At 68.0% G+C, this 24,185-nt stretch carries 23 protein-coding genes; 8 read left to right on the top strand and 15 right to left on the bottom strand.

The genetic code is table 11. The features are described from left to right. Window positions 1-17: 17 nt before the first annotated feature. The 9 genes from AQY21_RS04690 to AQY21_RS04650 all read right to left on the bottom strand — a co-directional run bounded on the left by AQY21_RS04690 (window position 18) and on the right by AQY21_RS04650 (window position 10,273). Complete coding sequence (locus AQY21_RS04690) at window positions 18-1,640, bottom strand: FGGY-family carbohydrate kinase (protein ID WP_058096624.1); 1,623 nt, start codon at window positions 1,638-1,640, stop codon at window positions 18-20. A 28-nt stretch (window positions 1,641-1,668) separates the two neighbouring features. Further along, window positions 1,669-2,400, bottom strand: coding sequence for an SDR family oxidoreductase (locus tag AQY21_RS04685; RefSeq protein WP_058096623.1), 732 nt, complete (start codon window positions 2,398-2,400; stop codon window positions 1,669-1,671). Between the two features lie 36 nt (window positions 2,401-2,436). Continuing rightward, complete coding sequence (locus tag AQY21_RS04680; RefSeq protein ID WP_058096622.1) at window positions 2,437-3,414, bottom strand: ABC transporter permease; 978 nt, start codon at window positions 3,412-3,414, stop codon at window positions 2,437-2,439. Beyond that, window positions 3,404-4,903: a sugar ABC transporter ATP-binding protein gene (locus AQY21_RS04675; RefSeq protein WP_058096621.1), complete on the bottom strand. Its 1,500-nt coding sequence runs from the start codon at window positions 4,901-4,903 to the stop codon at window positions 3,404-3,406. The genes AQY21_RS04680 and AQY21_RS04675 overlap by 11 nt, the downstream gene beginning before the upstream one ends. A 70-nt stretch (window positions 4,904-4,973) precedes the next feature. Continuing rightward, entirely contained in the window at window positions 4,974-5,879 is a 906-nt protein-coding gene (locus tag AQY21_RS04670; protein WP_058096620.1) for an ABC transporter substrate-binding protein, read from the bottom strand. 99 nt (window positions 5,880-5,978) lie between these two features. After that, complete coding sequence (locus AQY21_RS04665; protein WP_058096619.1) at window positions 5,979-6,863, bottom strand: AraC family transcriptional regulator; 885 nt, start codon at window positions 6,861-6,863, stop codon at window positions 5,979-5,981. Window positions 6,864-7,113: 250 nt separating this feature from the next. Continuing rightward, window positions 7,114-8,571 carry a xylulokinase gene (gene xylB, locus AQY21_RS04660; RefSeq protein WP_058096618.1) on the bottom strand — a complete coding sequence of 486 codons (1,458 nt, stop codon included), beginning with the start codon at window positions 8,569-8,571 and terminating at the stop codon, window positions 7,114-7,116. 5 nt (window positions 8,572-8,576) lie between these two features. Continuing rightward, window positions 8,577-9,614, bottom strand: coding sequence for an NAD(P)-dependent alcohol dehydrogenase (locus AQY21_RS04655; RefSeq protein ID WP_058096617.1), 1,038 nt, complete (start codon window positions 9,612-9,614; stop codon window positions 8,577-8,579). A gap of 194 nt (window positions 9,615-9,808) precedes the next feature. Beyond that, window positions 9,809-10,273, bottom strand: a complete 465-nt coding sequence (locus AQY21_RS04650; RefSeq protein ID WP_058096616.1) for a GatB/YqeY domain-containing protein — start codon at window positions 10,271-10,273, stop codon at window positions 9,809-9,811. 167 nt (window positions 10,274-10,440) lie between these two features. Here AQY21_RS04650 and carA point away from each other — a divergent pair, with 167 nt between their 5' ends. Both carA and AQY21_RS04640 read left to right on the top strand, forming a co-directional pair. Next, window positions 10,441-11,589: a glutamine-hydrolyzing carbamoyl-phosphate synthase small subunit gene (gene carA / locus AQY21_RS04645; protein WP_058096615.1), complete on the top strand. Its 1,149-nt coding sequence runs from the start codon at window positions 10,441-10,443 to the stop codon at window positions 11,587-11,589. An 86-nt stretch (window positions 11,590-11,675) separates the two neighbouring features. After that, on the top strand, window positions 11,676-13,784 hold the full coding sequence (locus tag AQY21_RS04640; RefSeq protein WP_058096614.1) for a glycosyltransferase: 2,109 nt from the start codon (window positions 11,676-11,678) through the stop codon (window positions 13,782-13,784). Window positions 13,785-13,799: 15 nt separating this feature from the next. Here AQY21_RS04640 and AQY21_RS04635 read toward each other — a convergent pair whose 3' ends face one another. Then, window positions 13,800-16,601 carry a hypothetical protein gene (locus tag AQY21_RS04635; RefSeq protein WP_058096613.1) on the bottom strand — a complete coding sequence of 934 codons (2,802 nt, stop codon included), beginning with the start codon at window positions 16,599-16,601 and terminating at the stop codon, window positions 13,800-13,802. A gap of 224 nt (window positions 16,602-16,825) precedes the next feature. On the opposite strand from AQY21_RS04635, the gene AQY21_RS04630 reads away from it, so the two are divergent. The 3 genes from AQY21_RS04630 to ilvN all read left to right on the top strand — a co-directional run bounded on the left by AQY21_RS04630 (window position 16,826) and on the right by ilvN (window position 20,165). Next, complete coding sequence (locus AQY21_RS04630) at window positions 16,826-17,671, top strand: arginyltransferase (protein ID WP_058096612.1); 846 nt, start codon at window positions 16,826-16,828, stop codon at window positions 17,669-17,671. 164 nt (window positions 17,672-17,835) lie between these two features. Further along, window positions 17,836-19,590: an acetolactate synthase 3 large subunit gene (locus AQY21_RS04625; RefSeq protein WP_058096642.1), complete on the top strand. Its 1,755-nt coding sequence runs from the start codon at window positions 17,836-17,838 to the stop codon at window positions 19,588-19,590. A gap of 14 nt (window positions 19,591-19,604) precedes the next feature. Then, window positions 19,605-20,165, top strand: coding sequence for an acetolactate synthase small subunit (ilvN, locus tag AQY21_RS04620; protein WP_058096611.1), 561 nt, complete (start codon window positions 19,605-19,607; stop codon window positions 20,163-20,165). A 5-nt stretch (window positions 20,166-20,170) separates the two neighbouring features. Here ilvN and AQY21_RS04615 read toward each other — a convergent pair whose 3' ends face one another. Together AQY21_RS04615 and AQY21_RS04610 are read right to left on the bottom strand one after the other, a co-directional pair. After that, a complete protein-coding gene (locus AQY21_RS04615) occupies window positions 20,171-20,512 on the bottom strand; it encodes a hypothetical protein (protein ID WP_058096610.1) in 342 nt (113 codons plus the stop codon). Window positions 20,513-20,765: 253 nt separating this feature from the next. Continuing rightward, the gene (locus AQY21_RS04610) at window positions 20,766-21,515 is read right to left on the bottom strand and encodes a M48 family metalloprotease (RefSeq protein WP_058096641.1); all 750 of its coding nucleotides are present in this window, start codon (window positions 21,513-21,515) and stop codon (window positions 20,766-20,768) included. Window positions 21,516-21,637: 122 nt separating this feature from the next. Between AQY21_RS04610 and AQY21_RS04605 the strand changes: the two genes are divergently transcribed. Next, complete coding sequence (locus tag AQY21_RS04605; protein ID WP_058096609.1) at window positions 21,638-21,889, top strand: hypothetical protein; 252 nt, start codon at window positions 21,638-21,640, stop codon at window positions 21,887-21,889. Here AQY21_RS04605 and AQY21_RS04600 read toward each other — a convergent pair. After that, window positions 21,886-22,134: a DUF167 domain-containing protein gene (locus tag AQY21_RS04600; protein WP_058096608.1), complete on the bottom strand. Its 249-nt coding sequence runs from the start codon at window positions 22,132-22,134 to the stop codon at window positions 21,886-21,888. The two genes, AQY21_RS04605 and AQY21_RS04600, sit on opposite strands and share 4 nt — an antisense overlap. A 106-nt stretch (window positions 22,135-22,240) precedes the next feature. On the opposite strand from AQY21_RS04600, the gene AQY21_RS04595 reads away from it, so the two are divergent. Together AQY21_RS04595 and AQY21_RS04590 are read left to right on the top strand one after the other, a co-directional pair. Next, window positions 22,241-22,807 carry a nitroreductase gene (locus AQY21_RS04595; RefSeq protein ID WP_058096640.1) on the top strand — a complete coding sequence of 189 codons (567 nt, stop codon included), beginning with the start codon at window positions 22,241-22,243 and terminating at the stop codon, window positions 22,805-22,807. After that, window positions 22,807-23,508 carry an EI24 domain-containing protein gene (locus AQY21_RS04590; protein ID WP_058096607.1) on the top strand — a complete coding sequence of 234 codons (702 nt, stop codon included), beginning with the start codon at window positions 22,807-22,809 and terminating at the stop codon, window positions 23,506-23,508. Before AQY21_RS04595 ends, AQY21_RS04590 begins: the two co-directional genes overlap by 1 nt. On the opposite strand, the gene AQY21_RS04585 is transcribed toward AQY21_RS04590, so the two are convergent. After that, the gene (locus AQY21_RS04585; RefSeq protein ID WP_058096606.1) at window positions 23,474-23,734 is read right to left on the bottom strand and encodes a DUF1467 family protein; all 261 of its coding nucleotides are present in this window, start codon (window positions 23,732-23,734) and stop codon (window positions 23,474-23,476) included. The two genes, AQY21_RS04590 and AQY21_RS04585, sit on opposite strands and share 35 nt — an antisense overlap. Then, a complete protein-coding gene (mce, locus tag AQY21_RS04580; protein ID WP_058096605.1) occupies window positions 23,734-24,138 on the bottom strand; it encodes a methylmalonyl-CoA epimerase in 405 nt (134 codons plus the stop codon). The genes AQY21_RS04585 and mce overlap by 1 nt, the downstream gene beginning before the upstream one ends. Between the last annotated feature and the right edge of the window lie 47 nt (window positions 24,139-24,185).

The following is a 24,185-nucleotide window of genomic DNA, read 5'->3' as shown; positions in this document are numbered from 1 at the left end:
CGGCAGCGCCGCCGTGTTCAGTTCGGCGACAGGGCCGCCATGGAGGCGCGGATCTGCCGCGCCGTGGATTGCAGCGCTAGGAAGGCGGCGTGGCGCGCGTCCTGCCGCGCCCGGCTGGCGGGATCGGGGGCGCAGTGCGTGGCGATGCGCGACATGGCGGGCATGGCGCTGTGCAGGTCGGGGAACAGCCCCGCCGCCACCGCGCCCAGCATCGCCGAGCCGAGCAGCACCGGCTCGGGGCATTCCGTCACCTCGACCGGCAGCCCGGTGGCATCCGCCAGAAGCTGCCGGGTCAGCGGATGCGCGCCGGCGCCGCCGCTGACGCTGATCGTCTCGACCGGAGCGCCGTTCTGGGCCTGGGTCTCGATGATCTGCCGCAGCCCGTAGCCCAGGCCGCAAATGCCCGCGACATAAAGCGCGACCAGCGAATCCGGCCCGGTCTCCATCCCCTGCCCCATGATGACGGCGCGGGCATGGGGATCGGCGAAGGGCGCACGGTTGCCCAGGAATTCGGGCACGACATGCAGCTCATCCGCCAGCCGCACGGCGGCGCTGGCCTCTCCCGCCAGTTCCAGCGCCCGGTCGGCCAGCCATTGCGGCAGGGACTTGCCCGCCGCCTCGGCCAGCGCCGTCGCCTCGGCCGTGGCGGGATGCAGCTGCACCAGCTGGTCGATGGCGGCGCCGGCGGCGGACTGGCCGCCCTCGTTCAGCCACATGCCGGGCACCATGGCGGAATAATAGGGGCCCCAGACGCCCGGCACGAAGGCCGGCTCGCGCGTGGTGGTCATGGTGCAGGAGGAGGTGCCGAAGACATAGCCCAGGCAGCGCGTCGCATCGCCCCCGGCCGCGACCGTGCCGACGCCGCCGGCATGGGCGTCGATCAGCCCCGCCGCGACAGCGGTGCCGGGGCGCAGCCCCATCGCCTCGGCGGCGGCCTCGGTCAGCCCCTGCCCCAGCGGCGTGCCGGGATCGACGACGCGGGCACCGATGCGGGCGAAGCCGTCATCGGCCAGATCGCCCAGCCCGATCTGGCGGAAATAATCCGCGTCCCAGCGCCCTTCATGCGCCAGATAGGTCCATTTGCAGGTGACGGTGCAGGCGGACCGCTCCAGCGCGCCGGTCGCCTTCCAGGTCAGGAAATCGGTCAGGTCGAAGAAATGCGCCGCCGCCGCATAGACCTCGGGCCGGTGCTCGCGCAGCCACAAGAGCTTCGGTGTCTCCATCTCGGGCGAGATGCGGGTGCCGACATATTTCAGCACCTCATGGCCCTGCGCATTGATGCGCTCGGCCTGCTCGACGGCGCGATGGTCCATCCAGACGATGATGTCGCGTTCGGGATGGGCGGGGTCGCCCACCGGCAGCGTCGCATCCCCGGCCCCGCGCACGACCAGCGAGCAGGTGGCATCGAAGCCGATGCCCGCGACCTGCGCCGGGTCGATCCCGGCGCGGGCCACGCTGTCCCGGACGGAACCGCAGACCGCGCGCCAGACCTGCTCGCTGGACTGTTCGGCGATGATGCCGCGTTCCCGGTGCATCTCGATGGGGCGCTTGGCGGTGGCAAGCAGGCGGCCCGCGCGGTCGAAGACCCCGGCCCGGGCCGAGCCGGTGCCGACGTCGATGCCGATCAGATACTGGTCCATGGCGCTTCTCCGTTCCGGGTGCCGGGCGTCAGACGCGGTCGAAATTGGTCGGCAGCACCAGCATGTCGCGGATGGTGACGGTGCGCTTGCGGGTCAGCATGTATTCGACCGCATCCGCGACCTCTTCCGCGTCGATCAGGCTGCCGGATTCCCTGGCCTTGCGCAGGTTCTCCTCGGGCCAGTCGGCCAGCAGCGCCGAGACCACCGGGCCGGGCGAGACCTGCATGACCCGCACGCCATGCGGGATCATCTGTCGGCGCATGCCCTGGACGAAGCTGGTAATCGCCCATTTCGAGCCGGAATAGACCGGCTCCCACCAGGTCGGGAAATGGCCGGCGATCGAGCAGGTGACGACGATGTCACCGGTCTTGCGCAGGGTCATGTGCGGCACGACGGCGCGGACGTTCTTCATCACCGCGTTGACGTTGAGGTTCAGCATCCGGTCGATGGCCTCGGGCGTCGTCTCGGTCAGGTCGCCGCCGATATAGGTGCCGGCGTTGCAATAGAGGATGTCGATATGATCGACCTTGCCCAGGATCTCGGGGATCATGGCATTGCAGCTGTCGGCGTCCAGCAGGTTCGTCACCTGCGGGATCGCCCTGGGCCCCAGCTTGCCGGCCAGTTCGGCCAGCGCCGCCTCGTTCCAGTCCACCATGACCACGGTGGCGCCGCGATCCAGCAGCCGCTCGGTGGCGGCAAGGCCGATCCCCGAGGCCGCGCCGGTGATGACGGCGATCTTGCCGTCCAGCGATTCAGACATTCCATTCTCCTGTCTTTCTAATGGGTTGGGCGGGGCTCAGCGCCATTCGCGCCCGATATAGATGGCCAGCAGGATGATCGCGCCCTTGATGACGTCCTGGAGATAGGGGTTGATGCCCATCAGGTTCAGGCCGTTGTTCAGGATGCCCAGCAGCACCGCGCCGATCAGCGTGCCCAGGATCAGCCCGCGCCCGCCCGAGATGGCGGTGCCGCCCAGCACCACGGCGGCGATGGCGTCAAGCTCGAAGCCCTGGCCGGCATTGGGCTGGCCGCTCATCAGCCGCCCGGTCAGGATCACCGCGGCCAAGGCCGAGGTCAGGCCCGAGATGCCATAGACCGCCAGCTTCACCCGCTGGGTCTTGACGCCCGACAGCCGTGCCGCGGTCTCGTTGCCGCCAAGCGCATAGACATGGCGGCCAAAGGCGGTGCGTTGCAGCAGCACCCAGGCCACGGCATAGATCAGCACCATGATGATGACCGGGACCGGCACCACGCCGATGCGCCCCACCCCGAACCAGGAAATCCAGCTGGGGATGCCGCTGATCGGATAGCCGCCCGAATAGATCAGGCCCAGCCCGCGCGCCATGCCCATGGTGGCCAGCGTCACGATGATCGCCGGCATCCGGCCCCAGGCGACCAGCACGCCGTTGGCCAGCCCGATGCCCAGGCCGATCAGCAGCCCGATGAGCAGCGCCACCGGCGCGGGCAGGCCCATGTTGACCATCAGCCCGGCGCTGAGCGTGCCGACCAGCGCCATGACCGCGCCGACCGACAGGTCGATGCCGCCGGTCAGGATCACGAAGGTCATGCCGACCGCGAGGATGCCGACGACCGACACCTGCCGCAGCACGTTCAGGATATTGTTCAGGCTGAAGAAATTGTCGCTGGCGAGCCCCATCAGGATCGAGACGGTGATCAGCCCGATCAGCGGCAGCGCCAGAGGCGAATGCAGCAGGCGGCCAAACGAGAAGCCGCCGGTTTTCCCGGCCGCGCCGGTGTTTGCGTCATGCGACATGTTCAACTCTCCCGGTCGTGGCATGGGTCATGATGGTTTCGGAATTGATCTCGGCCCCCTCGACCGTGGCCACGATCCCGCCCGAGCGGAACACGCAGACCCGGTCGGACATGCCGATCACCTCGGGCAGTTCGGACGAGATCATGATGATGGCGCCGCCCTTCGCGGTGAATTCGCGCATCAGCGTATAGATTTCCGCCTTGGCGCCGACATCGATGCCGCGCGTCGGCTCGTCGAAGATCAACACCTGCATGTCGTGGTTCAGCCAGCGGGCGATGACGACCTTCTGCTGGTTGCCACCCGACAGCGTATCGACGCGGGCATGCGGCCCCTGCGCCTTGACGCGGACCTGCGCCATGGCGGACCTCGTGCTGTCCAGCTCCTTCTTCAGGTCGATGAACCAGTGGTTCTTGCGATACTTGCCGTAATTGTTCAGCGATACGTTTTGCAGGATCGAAAAGCTGGTGATCAGCCCCTGCTCCTTGCGGCTTTCCGGCAGCAGGCCGATGCCGTGGGCCAGCCCCTCGTCCGGGCCGCGGAAGCGTTTCTCGACCCCGTCCACCTTCACCTTGCAGCGTTGGGCCGGATACGCCCCCAGCATGGCCAGCACGGTTTCCGTGCGGCCGGAGCCGACCAGCCCGGCAAAGCCCAGGATCTCGCCCTTGCGCAGGGCAAAGCGCGAGACGGGGCCGCTCTTCTTCAGCTGCACCTCCTCGACCTCGACGACGACGGGGGCAGTCGAGGGGGCCGGCTTGGGCGGGAAGTTGCTCTCGATCCGGCGACCGACCATCATCTCGACCAGCCGGTCGTTGTCGACCTCGGAAACCGCGCAGGAGCCGACGAACTCGCCGTCGCGCAGCACGGTGATGCGGTCGCAGATCTCGAAGATCTCTTCCAGATGATGCGAGATGAAGATGATCGCCACGCCCTGCCGGCGCAGCTCGCGCATGACCTTGAACAGGTGCTCGACCTCCGAGGGCGTCAGGGTCGCGGTGGGCTCGTCCAGCACCAGGATGCGGGCGTTCAGGGACAGCGCCTTGGCGATCTCGACGAATTGCTGCTCGGCGACCGACAGGCGGTGCACCGGCACGTCCAAGGCCACGTCCACCGCAAGTTGGCGCATGATCTCGGCAGCACGCTTGCGCATCGCCTTGCGGTCCAACATGCCCAGGCGGCTGCGCATCTCGCGCGCCAGGAACATGTTCTCGACCGCGTCAAGATAGGGGATCAGGCTGAATTCCTGGAACACGATGCCGATGCCGGCGGCAATGGCCTGGTCGTAATCGGCGAAATGGCGCTCGGTCCCCTCGATGCGGATCGTGCCCTCGCTGGGCTGGATGATGCCGCAGAGGATCTTCATCAGCGTGGACTTGCCGGCGCCGTTCTCGCCCAGCAGCGCATGGACCTCGCCGGCGCGGACCTGCATGTCGACGCCGTGCAGGACCTCGATCTTGCCGAAGCTTTTTCGGATTCCGTTCAGTTCCAGCATGATGCCCTCCTGAATGGCTGGGAAATGTCCCGCCCCCGCGACATGCGGGGGCGGGCGCGGGGAGGAACCCTTACCAGCTGAACTCGGCAGCGTTCTCGGCGTCAACGACCATGACATCGATCGGCACTTCCTTCGGCACCACGCGGGCGCCCCATTTCTGCGCCAGCGCCATGGCCAGGCCGACGCGGACCTGGTCGCGCGGGAATTGCGCGGTGGTCTCGATGAACGGGCCGCCCGCGGCGATGGCCTGGACCGCTTCCGGCGCGCCGTCCACCGAGGTCAGCTTGATGTCCTTGCCCGAGCCCTGGATCGCCGCCAGCGCCCCCATGGCCCCGCCGTCGTTGACCGAGAAGATGCCGGCCAGGTTCGGATGCGACTGGATCATGTTCTCGACCACGCCCAACGCGACCGAGCGATCCTGGCGGCCGTTCTGGGTAGTGACCAGGGTGATTTCCGGGAACTCCTCCAGCGCGGCCTTGCAGCCCTCGACGCGCTGAAGGATCGGCACGACCGGGATGCCGTCCAGGATCGCGACCTCGCCCTTGCCCTCCAGCGCCTCGCCCAGATACTTGCAGGACATGTAGCCGGCATCGCGGTTCTTGGAACCGACGAAGGTATCGACCGGGCCGTTCGCATTCGCATCGACCGCGACCACGGTGACGCCGGCGGCCTTGGCGGCATGGACGGCGGCCTCGATCCCGGCGCTGTCGGTCGGGTTCAGCAGCAGGATGTCGATGTTCTGTTGCAGCATGTCCTCGACATCCGAGATCTGCTTGGCGACGTCATGGCCGGCATCGGTCACCACCACATCGGCGCCCAGGCTGGCGGCGGCTTCGTTCAGCGCCTCCTGCATGGACACGAAATAGGGGTTGTTCAGCTCCTGGAAGGTCATGCCGATCTTCAGCTTGTCCTGGGCCAGCGCCGGGGCCGCCAGCAGCGCCAACGCGGCCGAGGCGGTAAGCAGTTTCAATTTCATCAGGGTTCCCTCCCATCTGGATGAAAGCAGGCAAAGCCTGCGCGTCTCCGGGCGGCGCCGCGCCGCCCGAATTGGTGAAATTCGCTTTGCGGGTCCTTGTCAGTCCGCCATGACCAGCGCCTTTTGCGCCGCGAATGTCGCGCGGAACTGCGAGGGGGACATTCCCTTGAGCTTCAGGAAATGCCGGTTGAAGTTCGACAGGTTCGAAAACCCGACCTCATAGCAGATCTCGGCCACCTTGATGTCGGGATCGGTCAGCAGCATCTGGCAGGCCAGATCGACGCGCAGCTGGTTGCGATAGCGCACCAGCGTGGTGCCGGTATGGCGCTTGAAGGCGCGGGAAAAGGCGCTTTGGCTTTGCCCGACCATCTCGGCCAGCTCGCCCTCCTCGATCTGCTCGGTCAGGTGCTCGCGCAGATAACCCAGCGCGCGGTTGATGCCGCCGTCATGGGTGCGCGTCAGGTCCAGCTCGAAGCTGAGGCTGGCCAGCACATCGTATTCCGAGGCATTGGCCAGGATGTCCAGGATCTCCCAGAACAGCGCCAGGCGGCGGATGCCCTGCGCCTCGATCAGCCGCTCGACCAGCGGGCGGATGCGGGCGCTGGTCGCGTCGTCGAACAGCAGGCCGCGGCGCGAGCGGTCCAGGAGCGGGCGCAGCGCCTCCATCTCGGGCATGGCGGCGCAGGCATCCTCGATAAAGGGCTCGGGGAACTGGATCACCAGCGAGCGCAGCGGCACGATCTCGCCGGGCTGGATATCGCTGATCCAGTTCTGCGGCAGGTTCGGCCCGGTCATGATCAGCTGGCCGGGCCGGAAGCTGCCGACATGGTCGCCGATGTAGAAGGTGCCCGAGGTGGCGACGACCAGATGGATCTCGTATTCGGGATGATAATGCCAGCGCACCGTACGGAACGGATAGCCGTGCATCCACGCGGCGAAGGATTCGCCCTTGCGGATGTGGACCAGTTCCAGATCGGGTTGCATTGACCTTCCTCCCTGCGCGTCGGGCCTCCTGGCGGGCTGCCGCGGACGTTCAGGAATCATAGGCTTCAAGCCGCGCCGCGATCCACATCAGGGCGAAAAAAATACCGATACTTTTTTGACCGAAATCGCACAGAAATTGAAGAGGCTCGGGGAAAGGGGCGCGGCAAGATCTTGCTGCATAGCAGAAAGATCTTGCCGCATCGCAGCGAAATGGGCCTGCTTTTTTCGGAAAAACCAGCCGTTGACGCTATCAGGCGCCCGGCGCGGTCAAATCCCGCAGGCGCGGATAAGCGGCATGATAGGCCTCATACTTTTTCGCATAGGCCGCGGCCAGTTGGGGATCGGGAACAACCTCGGCACGAACAGCGGGCTTGGCGAAGACGCGTTCGGACGTGTCGCCCGTCGCGCAGGCGGCCGCGAGCTTGGCCGCCCCGAAGGCCGCGCCGAAATCGCCGTCCTCGGGCTCCAGCAGCGTCAGGCCGGTGACCGAGGCCATGATCCGTAGCCATGCGGGCGAGCGCGCACCGCCGCCGACCGCATAGGCGGCCTCGATCGGGGTGCCGGCCTTGCGCAGCGCATGGACGCAATCGGCAAAGGCCATGGCCACGCCCTCCATTGCCGCCTGCGCCAGATCGGCCAGCCCGGTGGCGCGGCGCAGGCCCAGGAAGGCACCGGTCGCGTCGGGATCGTTCAGCGGCGTGCGCTCGCCCGAGAGGTAAGGCAGGAACAGCACCGGCGAGGGCGCCGTCACCTCGCCGACCAGCGCGGCAAGCTCCGGCACCGTCTTGCCGGTGATCTCGGACAGCCAGGTCATGCTGTCGGTCGCCGACAGGATCACCCCCATCTGGTGCCAGGTGTCCGGCACGGCATGGCAGAAGGTATGCACCGCGTCGGCGGTATTCGGCGCGTAAGCCTCGGTGGCGGCGAACAGCACGCCCGAGGTGCCCAAGGACAGGAATCCCGTGCCCGGCGTCATCACCCCCATGCCGCAGGCCGTGGCGGCATTGTCGCCGCCGCCGCCCGCCACCGGCACGCGCGGAATGCCCCAGCGCTCGGCCAATTCGGCGCGCAGATGGCCCGAGACATCGCTGCCCTCGACCAGCCGCGGCATCTGGGCGCGCGTCAGCCCGGTCGCGGCCAGCAGCGTATCCGACCAGTCGCGCTTGCCCACGTCCAGCCACAGCGTCCCGGCGGCATCCGACATCTCGGCGACATGCTCGCCGGTCAGCCAGAGCCGCAGGTAATCCTTGGGCAGCAGCACCTTGGCGGTCCGCTCAAAGATCGCGGGCTCGTTCTGCGCCACCCAGAGCAGTTTCGGCGCGGTGAACCCCGCCATCACCAGATTGCCGGCGATGCCGTGAAAATCGGCCCACGCGGTCAGTTCGGCGCATTGCGGCCCCGATCGGCCGTCGTTCCACAGGATGCAGGGCCGCAGCACCCGGTCCGCGCCGTCCAGCAGCGTGGCGCCATGCATATGCCCCGACAGGCCGATGGCCTGAAGCCGCGCCATGGCCTCGGGGTGCTCGCGCAGCAGCGCCCCGATCACCGCCTCGGCCCCGGCGATCCAGTCTGCCGGAGCCTGCTCGGACCAGCCGGGATGCGGGCGGCTGACGGTCAGGGCCGCATGGGCGACGCCGACGGTCGCGAAGGTCTCGTCCACCAGCATCGCCTTGATGCCCGAGGTGCCCAGGTCCAGTCCCAGATACATGGCGCTTACTCCGGCATGACGATCTGCAATTTCACGTCGGTCTCGCGCGCCTCGACGGCACGGTCGAAGCCGGCGATGCTGTCCTCGAAGGGGATGCTGGCCGAGATCAGCGGCTTGAGATCCACCTTGCCCGAGGCGATCAGCGCGATGGCGCGGTCATAGACGTTGGCATAGCGGAAGACGGTCTCGACCCGCAGTTCCTTGGCCTGCAACCCGACGATGTCCACCGGCACCGGATCGACCGGCATGCCGACCAGCACGATGGCGCCCCCCGGACGCGCAAGCTGGTGCATGGACAGGATCGCCGGCGCGGCGCCCGAGCATTCGAAGACGATGTCGGCGCCCCAGTTGTCGGTCGCCTCGGCCACCGCCCCGGCCAGCGGCCGGTTGCGGATGTTCACCGTCTCGATGCCGTCATAGGCGCCGATGATGTCCAGCTTGGGCTGGGCCAGGTCGGCCACGATCACCCGCGCGCAGCCCCCGGCCAGCGCCGCCAGCGCCACCATCATGCCGATGGGACCGGCGCCGGTGACCACCGCCACGTCGCCCGGCTGGATGCGGGCCCGCAGCGCCGCCTGCATGCCGATGGCGAAGGGCTCGACCATCGCCCCTTCCGCAAAGCTCACGTTGTCGGGCAGCTTGTAGGTGAAGGCGGCGGGGTGGACGACCTCGGGCGTCAGGCAGCCATGCACCGGCGGCGTCGCCCAGAAGGTCACGGCGGGATCGACATTGTAGATCCCCAGCTTCGCGGCGCGCGAGGTCGGATCGGGAATCCCCGGTTCCATGCAGACCCGGTCGCCGGGTTTCAGGTTCGTGACCTCGGCTCCCGCCTCGATCACCGTGCCCGCGGCCTCGTGCCCCAGCACCATCGGCGCGCGGACCACGAAATGCCCGATCTTGCCATGGGTATAGTAATGCACGTCCGAGCCGCAGATCCCGACCGTATGCGTCCTGATCCGCACGTCCTTGGGCCCGAGCCTGGCGGGGATGTCGAAATCCCGCAGCGACAGCCTGCCCTTTTCTTCCAGCACCAGTGCCTTCATCGCCCGTCCTCCTGATGGCCGCGCCGCCTCCCGGCGCCCTCGACTCGCGTCATTGGCGGCGAGTCGGGGCGGATGTAAACAGAAACCCGCGCCGTGCGCGAGCTTTTGCTCATCAGAAGAATAAATGTATCAGTCCTTGGCTGCGAAAGCTATGCGCCGCGGGACTGCGGCAGCCCCGGTCCCAGAGAATCGGGTCACTTCATCAGCCGGTCCTTGACCATGGGGCCGACGGCGCCGAAATCCATCTGCCCGGCATGGCGCGTGCGCAGCTCGGCCATGACCCGGCCCATGTCGCGGATCGACTCGGCGCCCAGATCGGCGATGGCCTTGTCGATGGCGGCGCGGGTTTCCGCCTCGTCCAGCTGGCGCGGCAGATAGGACTGGATCACCTTGATCTCGTCCAGCTCGCGCTCGGCCAGTTCCAGACGGCCGCCCTCCTCATAGGCTTTCGCCGATTCCTGGCGCTGCTTGACCATCTTGGACAGAATGGCGGTCAGGTCGGCTTCGGCCAGCCCGGCCTCATCGCCGCCTTCAGTGCGGGCAGCGATCTCGCGGTCCTTGATCGCGGCCGAGATCAGCCGCAGCGTCGAGAGCCGCGCCGAGTCCTTGGCTTTCATCGCCTCCTTGGTGTCGGCCAGAATACGTTCGCGCAGTCCCATGTGATCCTCGCTGAATGAATTCCGCCGGGTGGTGCCCGGCTTCGCCCCCGCCGTCAAGCCGTGCCTCAACCCCGGCCCGGCGCCAAAGTTCCGCGCGGCGCCGGTTCCCGCCTTGACGCCCGCCCGCCCTTTACCTAGGTTCCCGCCGATTTACCCGGAGAGTGACGATGCCCCAGAAACCGACCGCATGTCTTGCGCTTGCCGACGGCACCGTGTTCCACGGCCAGGGCTTCGGCGCGGTCGGGGAAGTGGTGGCCGAGCTGGTCTTCAACACCGCGATGACCGGCTATCAGGAGATCATGACCGATCCCTCCTATGCCAGCCAGATCGTGACCTTCACCTTTCCCCATATCGGCAATACCGGCGTGACCGAGCAGGACGACGAGGCACCCGAGCCCGTCGCCTCGGGCATCGTGGTGAAATGGGACCCGACCGAGCCCTCGAACTGGCGGGCCAGTGCCGATCTGGTCGAGTGGATGACGCGGCGCGGCCGCATCGGCATGGGCGGCGTCGATACCCGCCGCCTGACCCGCGCGATCCGCCAGCAGGGCTCGCCGCATGTGGTTCTGGCCCATGACCCCGAGGGGAACTTCGACATCGCCGCCATGGTCGCCAAGGCGCGCGACTGGAAGGGCATCGTCGGCCTCGACCTCGCCAAGGAGGTGAGCTGCCGGCAAAGCTATCGCTGGGACGAGGGGCTGTGGTCCTGGCCCGGCACCTTCGGCGGGTCGGAGGAAAAGAAGCCCTTCCGCGTCGTCGCCGTCGATTACGGCGCCAAGCGCAACATCCTGCGCTCGCTGGCGCACAGCGGCGCCGAGGTGACGGTCCTGCCTGCCACCGCCACCGCCGAGGAGGTGCTGGCGCACGACCCCGAGGGCGTGTTCCTGTCGAACGGCCCGGGCGATCCGGCCGCGACCGGCGAATATGCCGTGCCGATGATCCGCGAACTGCTGGGCAAGGACCTGCCGATCTTCGGGATTTGCCTTGGCCATCAGATGCTTGCTCTGGCGCTGGGTGCCAGCACCATCAAGATGAACCACGGCCATCATGGTGCCAACCATCCGGTCAAGGACGTGGAAACCGGCAAGGTCGAGATCACCTCGATGAACCACGGTTTCGCCGTCGATGCCCAGACCCTGCCCGAAGGCGTGATCGAGACCCATGTCAGCCTGTTCGACGGCTCGAACTGCGGGCTGCGGGTGGCGGACAAGCCGGTCTTCTCGGTGCAATATCACCCCGAGGCCAGCCCCGGCCCGCAGGACAGCGCCTATCTGTTCGAGCGTTTCGCCGAGGCGATGCGCGGCCGGCGCGGCTGATCCCGGCGAAGCCGGCGCGATTAACCCGTTCTTAACTCTCTGCATGCCAGAGATTGGGTCGGAATGACCCAGACCGGGAATCGCGCATGGCCCGCACTGCTCTCCTCAGGCCCTTCGGGGGCGCATCGCGGCCGACTGCGGCGCCTGCCGCCGGGGAAGCGGTCATCGCACCCCGCGACCTGCGCCCGCTGGGCCAGATCCTGATCGAGGACGGCGCGGTCGATCCGCGCAACCTGCTCAAGGCCCTGGTCATGCGCCAGCGGCAGGCGGCCCGGCTGGGCGAGATCCTGCTGGCCAACGGCTGGGTGCAGGAAGAGGCGCTGATTCGCGCCCTGTCCCGGCAATGGCGCAGCAGCGTGCTGGACCTCAAGGCGCTGCCGCCCGATCCGCGTCTGGTCGATGCCATGGGCGCGCAGCTTTGCCTGGCCGAGGGCGTGGTGCCCTGGCGGCGGGTCGGCGGCGTGACCTTCATCGCCACCGCCCGCCCCGAACATTTCGAGGCGCTGAAGGGCCGCCTGCCTGCCGGTTTCGGCGCGGTGCGGATGCTGCTCTGCTCGGCAAACGCCGCGCGCGAGGCGATCCTGGCGCTGCGCCGCACCGCGCTGATCCGCCAGGCGGAAGCCCGCGTGCCCGCGCAGGAGAGCTGCCGCACCCGCAATGAACGCCGCTTCGCCCGAATCGCCGTGGGCGTGATCGCGGCGGCGGCGCTGGGATTGGCGCTGGCGCCGGTCGCGGTGATCGCGCTGCTGACCGCCTGGGCGGTGCTGACGCTGATCGCCTCGGCCATGCTGAAACTGCTCTCCTTTGCCGCCATCCTGCGCCGGCACCGCCGCGACCGCATGCAGGCGGAAGCCATGGCCCGCGGCAGGATCCCGCCCCCCGAGATGACGGCGCCGCTGCCGGTGATCTCGGTCATGGTGCCGCTGTTCGCCGAGGCCGACATCGCCGAGAAGCTGATCGGCCGGCTGTCACGGCTGGACTACCCCCGCGAGCTGATGGACGTCCTGATCGTGGTCGAGGAGACCGACCGCCTCACCTGCGCGGCGCTGGAGAGCGCCCGGCTGCCGCGCTGGATGCGGGTGGTGAAGGTGCCCGACGGGCCGGTCCGCACCAAGCCGCGGGCGTTGAACTATGCGCTGAACTTCTGCCGCGGCTCGATCATCGGGGTCTGGGACGCCGAGGATCGGCCCGAGCCCGACCAACTGCACAAGGTCGCGCGCGGCTTCCATTTCGCCCCGCCCGATGTGGCCTGCCTGCAAGGCGTGTTGGACTATTACAACCCGCGCACCAACTGGCTGGCCCGCGCCTTCACCATCGAATACGCCTCATGGTTCCGCGCCACGCTGGCCGGGGCGGCGGCGCTGGACCTGGTGGCGCCGCTGGGCGGGACGACGCTGTTCTTCCGCCGCGCGGCACTGGAAGCGGTCGGCGCCTGGGACGCCTGGAACGTGACCGAGGATGCCGATCTGGGGGTGCGGCTGACCCGGCGCGGCTATCGCACGCAGATGCTCGACACCGTCACGCATGAGGAGGCGAATTGCCGCCTGATCCCCTGGATCAAGCAGCGCTCGCGCTGGCTCAAGGGCTTCGCCATGACCTGGGGCGTGCATATGCGCGACCCGGCGGCGCTGTGGCGCGACCTGGGCGCGCGGCGCTTCATCGGCTTGCAGGTGCAGCTTTTCGCCTCGGTCTCGCAATATCTGCTGGCGCCGGTGCTGTGGAGCTTCTGGCTGCTCAGCCTCGGCCTGCCGCATCCGATGCGCCCCGTGCTGTCGGGAATGCTGGGCGGCAATGCCATCGCCATCCTGTTCACGCTGTTCGTCGCGTCGGAACTGCTGAACATCGCCATCGGCTGCTGGGCGGTGCGCGGGCCCCGGCATCGCCACCTGCTGCCCTGGGTGCCGACGCTGCACCTGTATTTCCCGCTCGGCTGCCTGGCTGCGTGGAAGGCGATCTATGAGGTGGTGGCAAAGCCCTTTTACTGGGACAAGACCCAGCACGGCCTCTTCGAGGCCAGCCTGGACGAGACATCCGAGCCCGCCGCCCAGACCGCCGGCAGGCTGATTCCCCTGCGCGAAGCGCCCGATCGGCCTGCTGGGGCGATGATCGCCGGGCCGGCCATGGTCGCATCCGCCCCCGCGGCAGGTCAGGACCGGCCGGCCTCGCTGGTTCCGGTGCTGGGCCGGATCGGCTGAACCGGCGGAATGTCGCTATTCCGCCTGCGCCGCGACCCCCGCCAGCACGTCGTCGATGATGGCGCCCGCCGTCGCGACCGTTTCGGCCAGCCGGGCGGCCAGATCCTCCAGCGAAGCCGTGCCGGTCTCGCGCAGCAGAAAGGCCTGACCACCCCTGCCGAGATTGTCCATGTCGAGCGGCTTTTCGGTCAGCAGCCGGCCGGCGCATTGCAGATTCCACAGGAACCGCCGGGCCGAGGCCAGCCTTTCCCCCTCCTCGCGACCGATCAGCCCGGCCCGCAAGCCGGCGCGCAGCTGCGCCTGCACAGCCCGCGCCGGCGAGCCGGCACGCAGCGCGAAACATTGCGCCAGCAATTCGATGTCCTGCAACCGGCCGCGGCCGATCTTGGCCTCCCAGGCGCCGTCCGGAGCCTTGGCGGCGAAGATGCGCGCCCGCATCTCGGCCAGGTCGGGCAGGACACGCGGATCGGAGCCGCGGGTCTGCAGCACCGCGACCCGCAGCGCCTCGACCTCATCGGCCAGGGCCGCGGCCTCGCTGCCGCAGGTGCCGATCACCCGGGCACGGGTCAGCGCCAGATGCTCCCAGGTCCAGGCCTCGGTCATCTGGTAGTCGCGAAAGCTCTGCACCGAGGTCGCCACCGGGCCCTGCCGGCCCGAAGGCCGCAGCCGCATGTCGACCTCGTAAAGCCGCCCGGCCGAGGTCGGCGCCGACAGCGCCGTGATGACCGCCTGGGTCAGCCGCGCGTAATAGGCCCGCGTCGCCAGCGGCTTCGGCCCCTCGGACGCCTCTTGTCCGGCGGCGTCATAGATCACGATCAGGTCCAGGTCCGACGAGGCATTGAGCTGCCGCGCCCCCAGCGAGCCCATGCCCAGCACCACCGCCCCCCGGCCCGGCGCCGACCCGTGCCGGCGGGCGAATTCCGCCGCCACGATCGGGAACAGCGCCGCCACGGCGCTATCGGCAATATCGGCATATTGCCCGCCCGCCTCCTCGGCGCCGATCAGGCTGCGCAGGTGATGGACGCCGATGCGGAACTGCCCCTCATGCGCCCAGCGCCGCGCCGCATCCAGCGCCTGTTCATAGCCGCCATTGGGCGCGTTCAGCGCCGCCTCCAGCACCTGGTCGAGCTGGCGGCGCAGCTCGGCCGCACCCGGCCATTGCGCGAAGAAGCTGCCGGCCAGCACCGCATCCAGCACCTCGGGATGGCGCGCCAGATAGGCGGCAAGTCCGGGCGCCGTGCCGCAGATATCGGCGATCAGCTCAATGAGCTGCGGATTAGCCTCGAACAGCGAGAACAGCTGCACCCCGGCCGGCAGCCCGGCCAGGAAGGCGTCGAACCGGGCCAGCGCCTCCTCGGCATGGGCGGCGGCTGTCAGGCGGGTCAGCAGATCGGGCTCGATCCGGGCAAAGACCTCGCGCCCACGGGCCGAGCGCAGCGCGGGATAGCTGCGCCAGCGCTCCACCATCGCCTCGGCCTCGGCCGAGAGCTTCGGGCGGGCGCGGCGCTCGCCGGGGGCGAAGAAATCCCCGGTCAGCGCCTCGACCCGGCTCAGCCGCGCGGCAAGACGCGCCGACCAGGCGGCGGTGTCGGCTTCGCCCATCATCCGGGCGATGGTGTCCAGACCTTCGGCCGAGGCGGGCAGCGAATGGGTCTGGGCGTCGTTCACCATCTGGATGCGGTGTTCGATCTCGCGATGCTCGCGGTAATGCGCGGTCAGTTCCTCGGCGACCTCGGCCGGCACCCAGCCCTTTTCGGCCAGCCGCGCCAGCCCCTCGACCGTGCCGCGTGCGCGCAGGTCGGTGTCGCGGCCACCGGCGATCAGCTGGCGGGTCTGGGTGAAGAACTCGATCTCGCGGATGCCGCCCTGGCCCAGCTTCATGTTATGGCCGGGCACCTCGATGCGGCCATGCAGCCCCTTGTGGTCGCGAATGCGCAGCCGCATGTCATGCGCATCCTGGATGGCGGCGAAATCCAGATGCCGCCGCCAGACGAAGGGACGCAGCTCGCGCAGGAAACGCCCCCCCGCCGCCAGATCGCCGCCGCAGGGCCGCGCCTTGATATAGGCGCTGCGCTCCCAGGTGCGGCCCTCGGCCTCGTAATAGGCCAGCGCCGCCGAGATCGAGATGCAGACCGGCGTCACCGCGGCGTCGGGCCGCAACCGCAGATCGGTGCGAAAGACATAGCCCTGGTCGGTATTGTCCGAGATCGTCGCCGCCGCCTTGCGGGTGGCGCGGATCAGGGCGGCGCGGGCATCATACTGGTCGTCCGGTGCATAGGCGCTGTCGTCGTAAAGCACGATCAGGTCGATATCCGAGGAATAGTTCAGCTCTCCCGCGCCCATCTTGCCCATGGCGAGCGCCACGATGCCGGCGGCATCGGCCCCGGTCGGGGGCAGCTTGCCGCGTGCCTGCTCGGCCGCGACATGGGCGCGCAGCGCCAGGTCGGTGGCGCGGTCGGCCAGGTCGGTCAGCGCGCCGGTCACCTGTTCCAGCCGCCAGACGCCGCCCAGATCGGCCAGCGCCGCCCACAGCGCCACCCGCCGCTTGGCCCGGCGCAGCGCCGGGCCGAGGGCGTCGGCGGAAAGCGTCTCGAACCCGGCGGTTTCGCGGGCGACGACATCCTCCTGCGCCAGCGCCTCGGGCAGCCAGTCGGCTTCCCGCTCGATCAGCCCGGCCAGATAGGGGCTGCACCCGGCAGCGCCCCGGATCAGGTCGCCCAGGCGGGGATCGGCGATCCCGGTCGCTTGCAGCGCAGAGAGGCCGCGGCCAGGATCGGCGGGAATGGGCAGGCGGGTGATGCGGGCGGCGAAATCCATGGCCGCAGCCTAGCCGCAGCCGACGCCGCGTCAATGCCGTGCAGATGGGCCGGGACAGCCGGTCCTTGCGGTTTCCCCGCTTGGCGGCGAGGGCAACTGTTGCTAGGCTCAGCCCGAGAGCCATTGACAGCAGACAAGCCGCAGCCGACACGCGCCGACATGAGAGTGACCCGACCGCATGCGCCCGCAAGCATGCCGCACCCCGAGAGCCGGGGGCGCGGCTGATGCGGCACAGCCTGCCTCATGCACCGCAATTCTATGTGACGGCGCCGCAGCCCTGCCCCTATCTGCATGGCCGGGCCGAGCGCAAGCTGTTCACCGCGCTGGCCGGCGATTCGGCCAACGAGCTGAACAACGCCCTGTCGCGGCAGGGCTTTCGCCGCTCGCAGAACGTGCTCTACCGACCCAGTTGCGAAAGCTGCGTCGCCTGCATGTCGGCCCGCATCCGGGTGTCCGAGTTCAAGCCCTCGCGCACGCAGCGCCGGGTGGCGCGCAGGAATGCGCATCTGCGTCGGCTCGCCACCAGCGCCTGGGCGACCGAGGAGCAGTATGAACTGTTCCGCGCCTATCTGGACGAACGCCATGCCGATGGCGGCATGGCCGACATGGACATCTTCGAATTCGCCGCGATGATCGAGGAGACGCCGGTCCGCACCCGGGTCATCGAATATCGCACGCATCAGGGCGACAGCAGCGAGATTCCGCCCCCGCCGGGCAGCGACCGGCTGGTCGCCGTCTGCCTGACCGATGTGCTGGATGACGGGCTGAGCCTCGTCTACAGCTTCTACGACCCGGCGCTGGACAGCGCCAGCCTGGGCACGCATATCATCCTGGACCATATCGACCTGGCACGCAGCGCCGGCCTGCCCTTCGTCTATCTGGGCTATTGGGTGCCCGGCAGCCGCAAGATGGATTACAAGGCGAAATTCTCGGCGCTGGAGATCTACAAGGGCGGCGTCTGGCAGCCGATCGGCGACCCGGCGCAGCACACCTCCGACATCCACCCGCTGTCCATAGATCCGATCGTCGAACAGGTGGCGCGCATCAGCCTGCCCTCGCACCGGAAATGATTACCGAAAAGCCGGCGTCTCGGTAAGAATATTTCAAGAATTTGCGGCAACGGGTCATTTTCTTGGACAATCGCCATTGACCGCGCCGCGCCGCCCTCATAGTTTTCCGCGACGCTGCGGGGCGGCATCCCCGCCGTGTTTTTGTTCAGAGATGGAGAATGGGCATGTCCCGACAGATGACGGGTGCAAGGATGGTTATCGAAGCTCTGCGCGATCAGGGCGTCGATACGGTATTCGGCTATCCGGGCGGGGCGGTACTTCCCATTTATGACGAGATTTTCCAGCAGAACGACATCCGGCACATCCTGGTCCGCCATGAACAGGGCGCCGTCCACATGGCCGAGGGCTATGCCCGCTCGACCGGCAAGCCGGGGGTCGTCCTGGTTACCTCGGGGCCGGGCGCGACCAATGCGGTCACCGGGCTGACCGATGCGCTGATGGATTCGATCCCCATCGTCGTGCTGACCGGGCAGGTTCCGACCTTCCTGATCGGCACCGACGGTTTCCAGGAGGCCGATACCATCGGCATCACCCGCCCCTGCACCAAGCACAACTGGCTGGTGAAGGAGACGGACGAGCTGGCGGCGACGATCCACAAGGCCTTCCACATCGCTACCTCGGGCCGCCCGGGGCCGGTGCTGATCGACATTCCGAAGGACGTGCAATTCGCCACCGGCGAATATGTCGGCCCGAAGCAGATCGAGACCCCCAGCTACCAGCCGGTGAAAAAGGGCGATCTGACCACCATCACCCGGCTGGTCGAGCTGATGGAGACGGCCGAGCGGCCGATCCTCTACACCGGCGGCGGCGTCATCAACTCGGGCCCCGGCGCCAGCCAGCTGCTGCGCGAGCTGGCGGATGCGACGGGCTTCCCGGTCACCTCGACGCTGATGGGGCTGGGCGCCTATCCCGCCTCGGGCAAGGGCTGGATCGGCATGCTGGGCATGCATGGGCTCTATGAGGCCAACATGGCCATGCACGATTGCGACCTGATGATTGCGGTGGGCGCGCGCTTCGACGACCGCATCACCGGTCGCGTGGCGGATTTCAGCCCCGGCTCGGTCAAGGCGCAGATCGACATCGACCCCAGCTCGATCAACAAGGTGATCCATGTCGACCTGCCCATCGTCGGCGATGTCGGCCATGTGCTGGAGGACATGCTGAAGGTCTGGAAATCCCGCGGCCGCAAGACCAATGCCGGGGGGTTGCAGGCATGGTGGGCGCAGATCGAGCAGTGGAAGGCGCGCAATTGCCTTGCCTATCGCAACTCGGACAAGGTCATCAAACCGCAATACGCCTTGCAGCGGTTGCAGGCGCTGACCGCCGGGCGCAGCCCCTATTTCACCACCGAGGTCGGCCAGCACCAGATGTGGGCGGCGCAATTCCTGCATTTCGAGGATCCGAACCACTGGATGACCTCGGGCGGGCTGGGGACCATGGGCTATGGCCTGCCCGCCTCGATCGGGGTGCAGGTCGCCCATCCCGAGGCGCTGGTCATCAACGTCGCCGGCGAGGCGAGCTGGCTGATGAACATGCAGGAAATGGCCACCGCCGTGCAGTTCCGCGCCCCCGTCAAGCAGTTCATCATGAACAACGAGCGCCTGGGCATGGTCCGGCAATGGCAGCAATTGCTGCATGGCGAACGCTACAGCCAGAGCTGGTCGGAAAGCCTGCCGGATTTCGTCAAGCTGGCCGAGGCCTTCGGCTGCGGCGGGCGCACGGTCTCTGACCCGGCCGACCTGGACGCGGCAATCCAGGAGATGATCGACCATGACGGGCCGTTCATCCTGGACGTGCTGGTCGAGAAGCACGAGAATTGCTTCCCGATGATCCCCTCGGGCAAGCCGCATAACGAGATGCTGCTGGGCGAGGCCTCGACCGAAGGCGCCATTACCGGCGCCGGCGCGGCCCTGGTCTGATTTAGGAGAAGAACATGGCGGCATTGAACATCCAGAAGGGCGCATCCAGCCATTCGGCCTATGACCTGCGCGATCCGAACGCCCAGACCATCGAAAGCCACACGCTCGCAGTGCTGGTCGAGAACGAGCCGGGGGTGCTGGCGCGGGTCATCGGGCTGTTTTCCGGGCGCGGCTACAATATCGACAGCCTGACCGTGGCCGAGGTAGACCATCTGGGCCACCGCTCGCGCATCACCATCGTGACCCGCGGCACGCCGGCGGTGATCGAGCAGATCAAGGCCCAGCTTGGCCGCATCGTGCCGGTGCATGATGTCCACGACCTGACCGTCGAGGGTCCCTGCGTCGAACGCGAGCTGGGCCTGTTCAAGGTCACGAGCCGGGGCGACAAGCGGGTCGAGGCGCTGCGGATCGCCGAGATCTTCCGCGCCAGCGTGGTCGATTCGACCCTGGAAAGCTTTGTCTTCGAGATCACCGGCACGCCCGAGAAACTGGACGCCTTTGCCGAGCTGATGCGCCCCCTGGGACTGTCCGACCAGGCCCGCACCGGCGTCGCCGCGCTGGCGCGCGGCGCCTGAGCGAATCAGCGGGCGGCCGCCAGTTTCAGCGGCCGCTCCTGCGCCTCGATGTCCGGATTCGAGATCACCCGCAGCAGGGGACGGGGCTGTTTGGATTTCTCACCCATATCCCGCAGCAGGCCGGGCAGTTCCGACCGCCTGTTGCCGGCGACGAGGCTGACGAAGCGGGCATGACGCAGGCCGGCCTGCACCTCGTATTCAAGCTCGACCAGATCGCCCGCCTCGGGCCATTCGGTTGCGGTGACGAGGTTTTCCTTGCCCTGTAGATAGGCCAAGGCGCCATGATCCTCGCACCAGATCACGGCCTTCTCCTTGGCCGGACTGCTCCACAAAATGACCCCGATCATGAAAGCTCCTAAAGCAAACCCGCCCGGCAAATACGCGGCGTAACCCAACCCATGCGGGAAACTATCGGCAATTTCTCGCCTATGAAAGCAATTTTTGGCGGAACCGTTCAGTTTGACGCACGGTTTGCAGACAAATTGTGCTTTTGTGCCGAATTGGCTGCACGCTTGCGGGCCGCAATCGCGGTTTTCCCCTGACAAATCATCGGGCTTTTCCGGGATAATCGCGCGATGCAGCAATGCAACAGCGGCCGGGCTATCGCACCCTGCCCGCCCGGTAATCGGCCACCGCACGCGCCACCTGCCCCATGCGGGCGTTCCGCGACGGGTGCGTGCCCAGAATTTTATCACCCGGATCGGGGATGCGGGCAAAAAACAGCGCACCGTGCTCGGGGTCGAAACCGGCGTTCAGCGCGATGATCGCGCCCAGGTAATCCGCCTCGAGTTCCCAATCCTTGGAATAATAGCGGGCGCCGAACTGGGCGCCGAAATCCTGCGCCGTGCGAATCGATTCGGGATCGCCGCCATAGGCGCTGGCCAGCCCGCCCAGGATCACCGCGCCCACGGTCGCGGCGCCGGTCTTGCGGCTGATATGGCCCAGGATGTGATGGCTGGCCTCGTGCCCGACGACGAAGGCCAGCTCGTCTGCGTTCCGCGCCTCGCCGATCAGCGACAGGGTGAAGCCGATGATCGGCCGGCCGCTGGGATCGACGGTCTGGAAGGCGTTCGGCTCCAGCCCCGCGCGGTCATCCACCACGAACTGGAAGTCGCAATTGATCGGCTGGGTGCGGCGTTGCAGGCACTCGCGCTCGATCGCCGGCTCCATGCGGCTGACCACCGAGATGAAGGTGCGGGCCGATGCCGAGGCATTCGCCGGCGTATCCGGGGCCGGGGTGATGGTGACATCCGGGCCGCCGGGCTGGGGCATCCCCGGCGGCAGGGGCGCGGCGACGCAACCCGCCAGCACCAGCACGACCGCCGCCACCGCTTGCCACGTCCTGACCATCTGCCGCCCCCGCACACCTTGGTTTGCGCCACTCTAGCCGCGCCTTTCCTGCCGCGCCAAGCCCCGGGCTTGCCCAAGCCGCAATATCACGCGATTGTTGCAAAAAGCACGGAAGGACAGCCATGTTCACCATCGAGCATGATTTCGACGCGACCGTCATCACCCTGATCGACGAACTGCCCGAGACCGAGCTCGGCTCGCGGCCGCTGAACGAGGATGTCGTCATCCACAGCTTCGAGGACCGGGTGGTGGTCGAGCAATTCGACCCCGATACCGGCGAGCTGGCGCAGATCGTCCTGACCATCGAACAGCTGGAAGAACTGCGCGCCGCGCTGAACCTGCCCGAGGGCAATTACCGGCTGCAACGCGGCTAGTCGATGCGAAACAGCTTGTCGCGCGAGGTCGCGCCGCGAACCAGCACCAGCCGCGACTTGGCCACCCCCAGCGCCTTGGCCAGCAGCTTGGCCACGGCGGCATTGGCCTTGCCGTCCTCGGGCACTGTGGTGACGGTGACGCGAATCAGCTCTCCGTCCGGGATCACCGCATTGCGCGAGGCGCGTGGCGTGACGCGCACGGCGATTTGGGCGCCGGGCCGGGCAAGATGGCTCAGATCGGTCATGCCCCCTTTCAAGCCCGGCGCGGTGAAAAAGGCAATGCCGGCTGGTGCCGGCGGACCGGCCCGGCTATCTGGAGGCCAGGACATGCGCGAACCCGACGAGGACCGAATGGAACATGCCGACCCCGCCACCCTGGCCTTCCTGCGCCGCCGCCGCTCGCACCCGCCGAAGCTGCTGACCGGCCCCGCCCCCTCGCGCGAGGCGCTGGCGGAGTTGCTGGAGATGGCCGCCCGCGTGCCCGACCATGGCAAGCTGGAGCCCTGGCGCTTCCTGGTGCTGGAGCGCGCGACGCTGGACCGGCTGGCCCCGGTGCTGGCCGAGCATGTCGCGGCCTCGGGCGGCGACGAGGCGGCGGTGGAAAAGGCCCGATCGGCCTTCGCCTCGCCGGTGATCGTGGCGGTGGTCTCGGCCCCGGTCGAAAGCCCCAAGATCCCGGAATGGGAACAGTTCCTGTCGGCCGGCGCGGTCTGCCTGGAACTGCTGAACGCGGCGCTGGCGGCGGGCTATGGCGCCGCCTGGCTGACCGGCCCGGCGGCGCAGCCGGATTTCGCCCGCACGCATCTGGGCATCGGCGAGGACGAGCGCATTGTCGGCCTGATCCATATCGGCCGGCGCGGCGCTACCCCGCCCGAACGTCCGCGCCCGGATGTCGCGGCCAAGACGACCTTCCTCTGATGGTGCTGCGGGCACTGGTCCTCGCCTGGGGCGACCTGCTGCGGCCGCGCATCTTCGGCGTGGTCGCGCTTGGCGTGGCCCTGACGCTGGCGCTGTTCGTGGCGCTGCAAGCCGGCGCCTTCTGGGCGATCCGCGCCTTTGCGCCCGAGACGCTGACCCTGCCCTGGATCGGCACCGTCCCGCTGGCCCCCACGCTGTCCTGGAGCTCGCTGCTGCTGTTCCCGCTGATGAGCATCTTCCTGATGGCACCGGTCGCGGCCGGCTTTTCGGGGCTGTTCGCCGAGCGCGTCTCGGAGGCGGTCGAGCGGACGCATTATCCCGCCGCCCAGGGCCTGCCGGTCGATTTCTGGAGCGGGCTCTGGGAATCGCTCGCCGTCATGGGCGCGGTGATCCTGGTCACGCTGGTGACGCTGGTGCTGACGCCTTTCCTCGGCCCGTTGGCCTCGCTGCTGTTCTATGGCGGCAACGGCTGGCTTCTGGGCCGCGAGTTCTTCCAGATGGCGGCGCGGCGCCACCTGCACGAGCCGCAGGCGACCGCGCTGCGCCGCAGCCTGACCGCGCAAGCCACGGCGCTGGGGGTGTTGATCGCGCTCTTGCTGACGGTGCCGGTGCTGAACGTGGTCGTCCCGGTGCTGGCGGCGGCGGGCTTTACCCACCTCTACCATCTCAGCTCGTCCAGGCCTCGAGATCGGCGCGGGTGATGACGCCGGCGATGACGACATAGGCGATCACGCCCCAGATCAGCCCGGCGATCAGCGTCGCCCACAGCGCCTTCTTTTTCAGCTTGGGCTCGTGCGGGGCGCCGGCGGGGGTGCCGGGCGTCACCTGCCCCACATCGGCCTGGCTTTGCTGGCCGATCGGCAGCAGCACGAACAGCACCAGAAACCACAGCACGGCGTAAAGGACGATGCCCCCGGTCAGGCTCATCAGACCTGCTCCAGTTCGATCAGGCAGCCGTTGAAGTCCTTGGGATGCAGGAACAGCACCGGCTTGCCATGCGCGCCGATCTTGGGCTCGCCATTGCCCAGCACCCGCGCGCCCTCGGCCTTCAGCTTGTCGCGGGCGGCCAGGATATCCTCGACCTCGAAGCACATGTGATGGATGCCGCCCGAGGGGTTCTTTTCCAGAAAGCTCTTGATCGGGCTGTCCTCGCCCAGGGGATAGAGCAGCTCGATCTTGGTGTTCGGCAGCTCGATGAAGACGACGGTGACGCCGTGGTCGGGCTCGTCCTGCGGCGCTCCCACCTTGGCGCCGAGGCTGTTTTCATATTGCGCGGCCGCGGCCTTGAGGTCGGGCACGGCGATGGCGACATGGTTCAGGCGTCCGATCATCACTTCCTCCGTCGTTTGCGCCCTTCTAGGGCCAGAGCGCGGCGGGG

Origin of the sequence: Paracoccus sp. MKU1, assembly GCF_001447385.1 — a bacterium.
Taxonomy (GTDB): Bacteria; Pseudomonadota; Alphaproteobacteria; order Rhodobacterales; family Rhodobacteraceae; genus Paracoccus.
The sequence above is the reverse complement of the archived record's forward strand: the minus strand, read 5'-3'. Positions and strand labels throughout refer to the sequence as shown.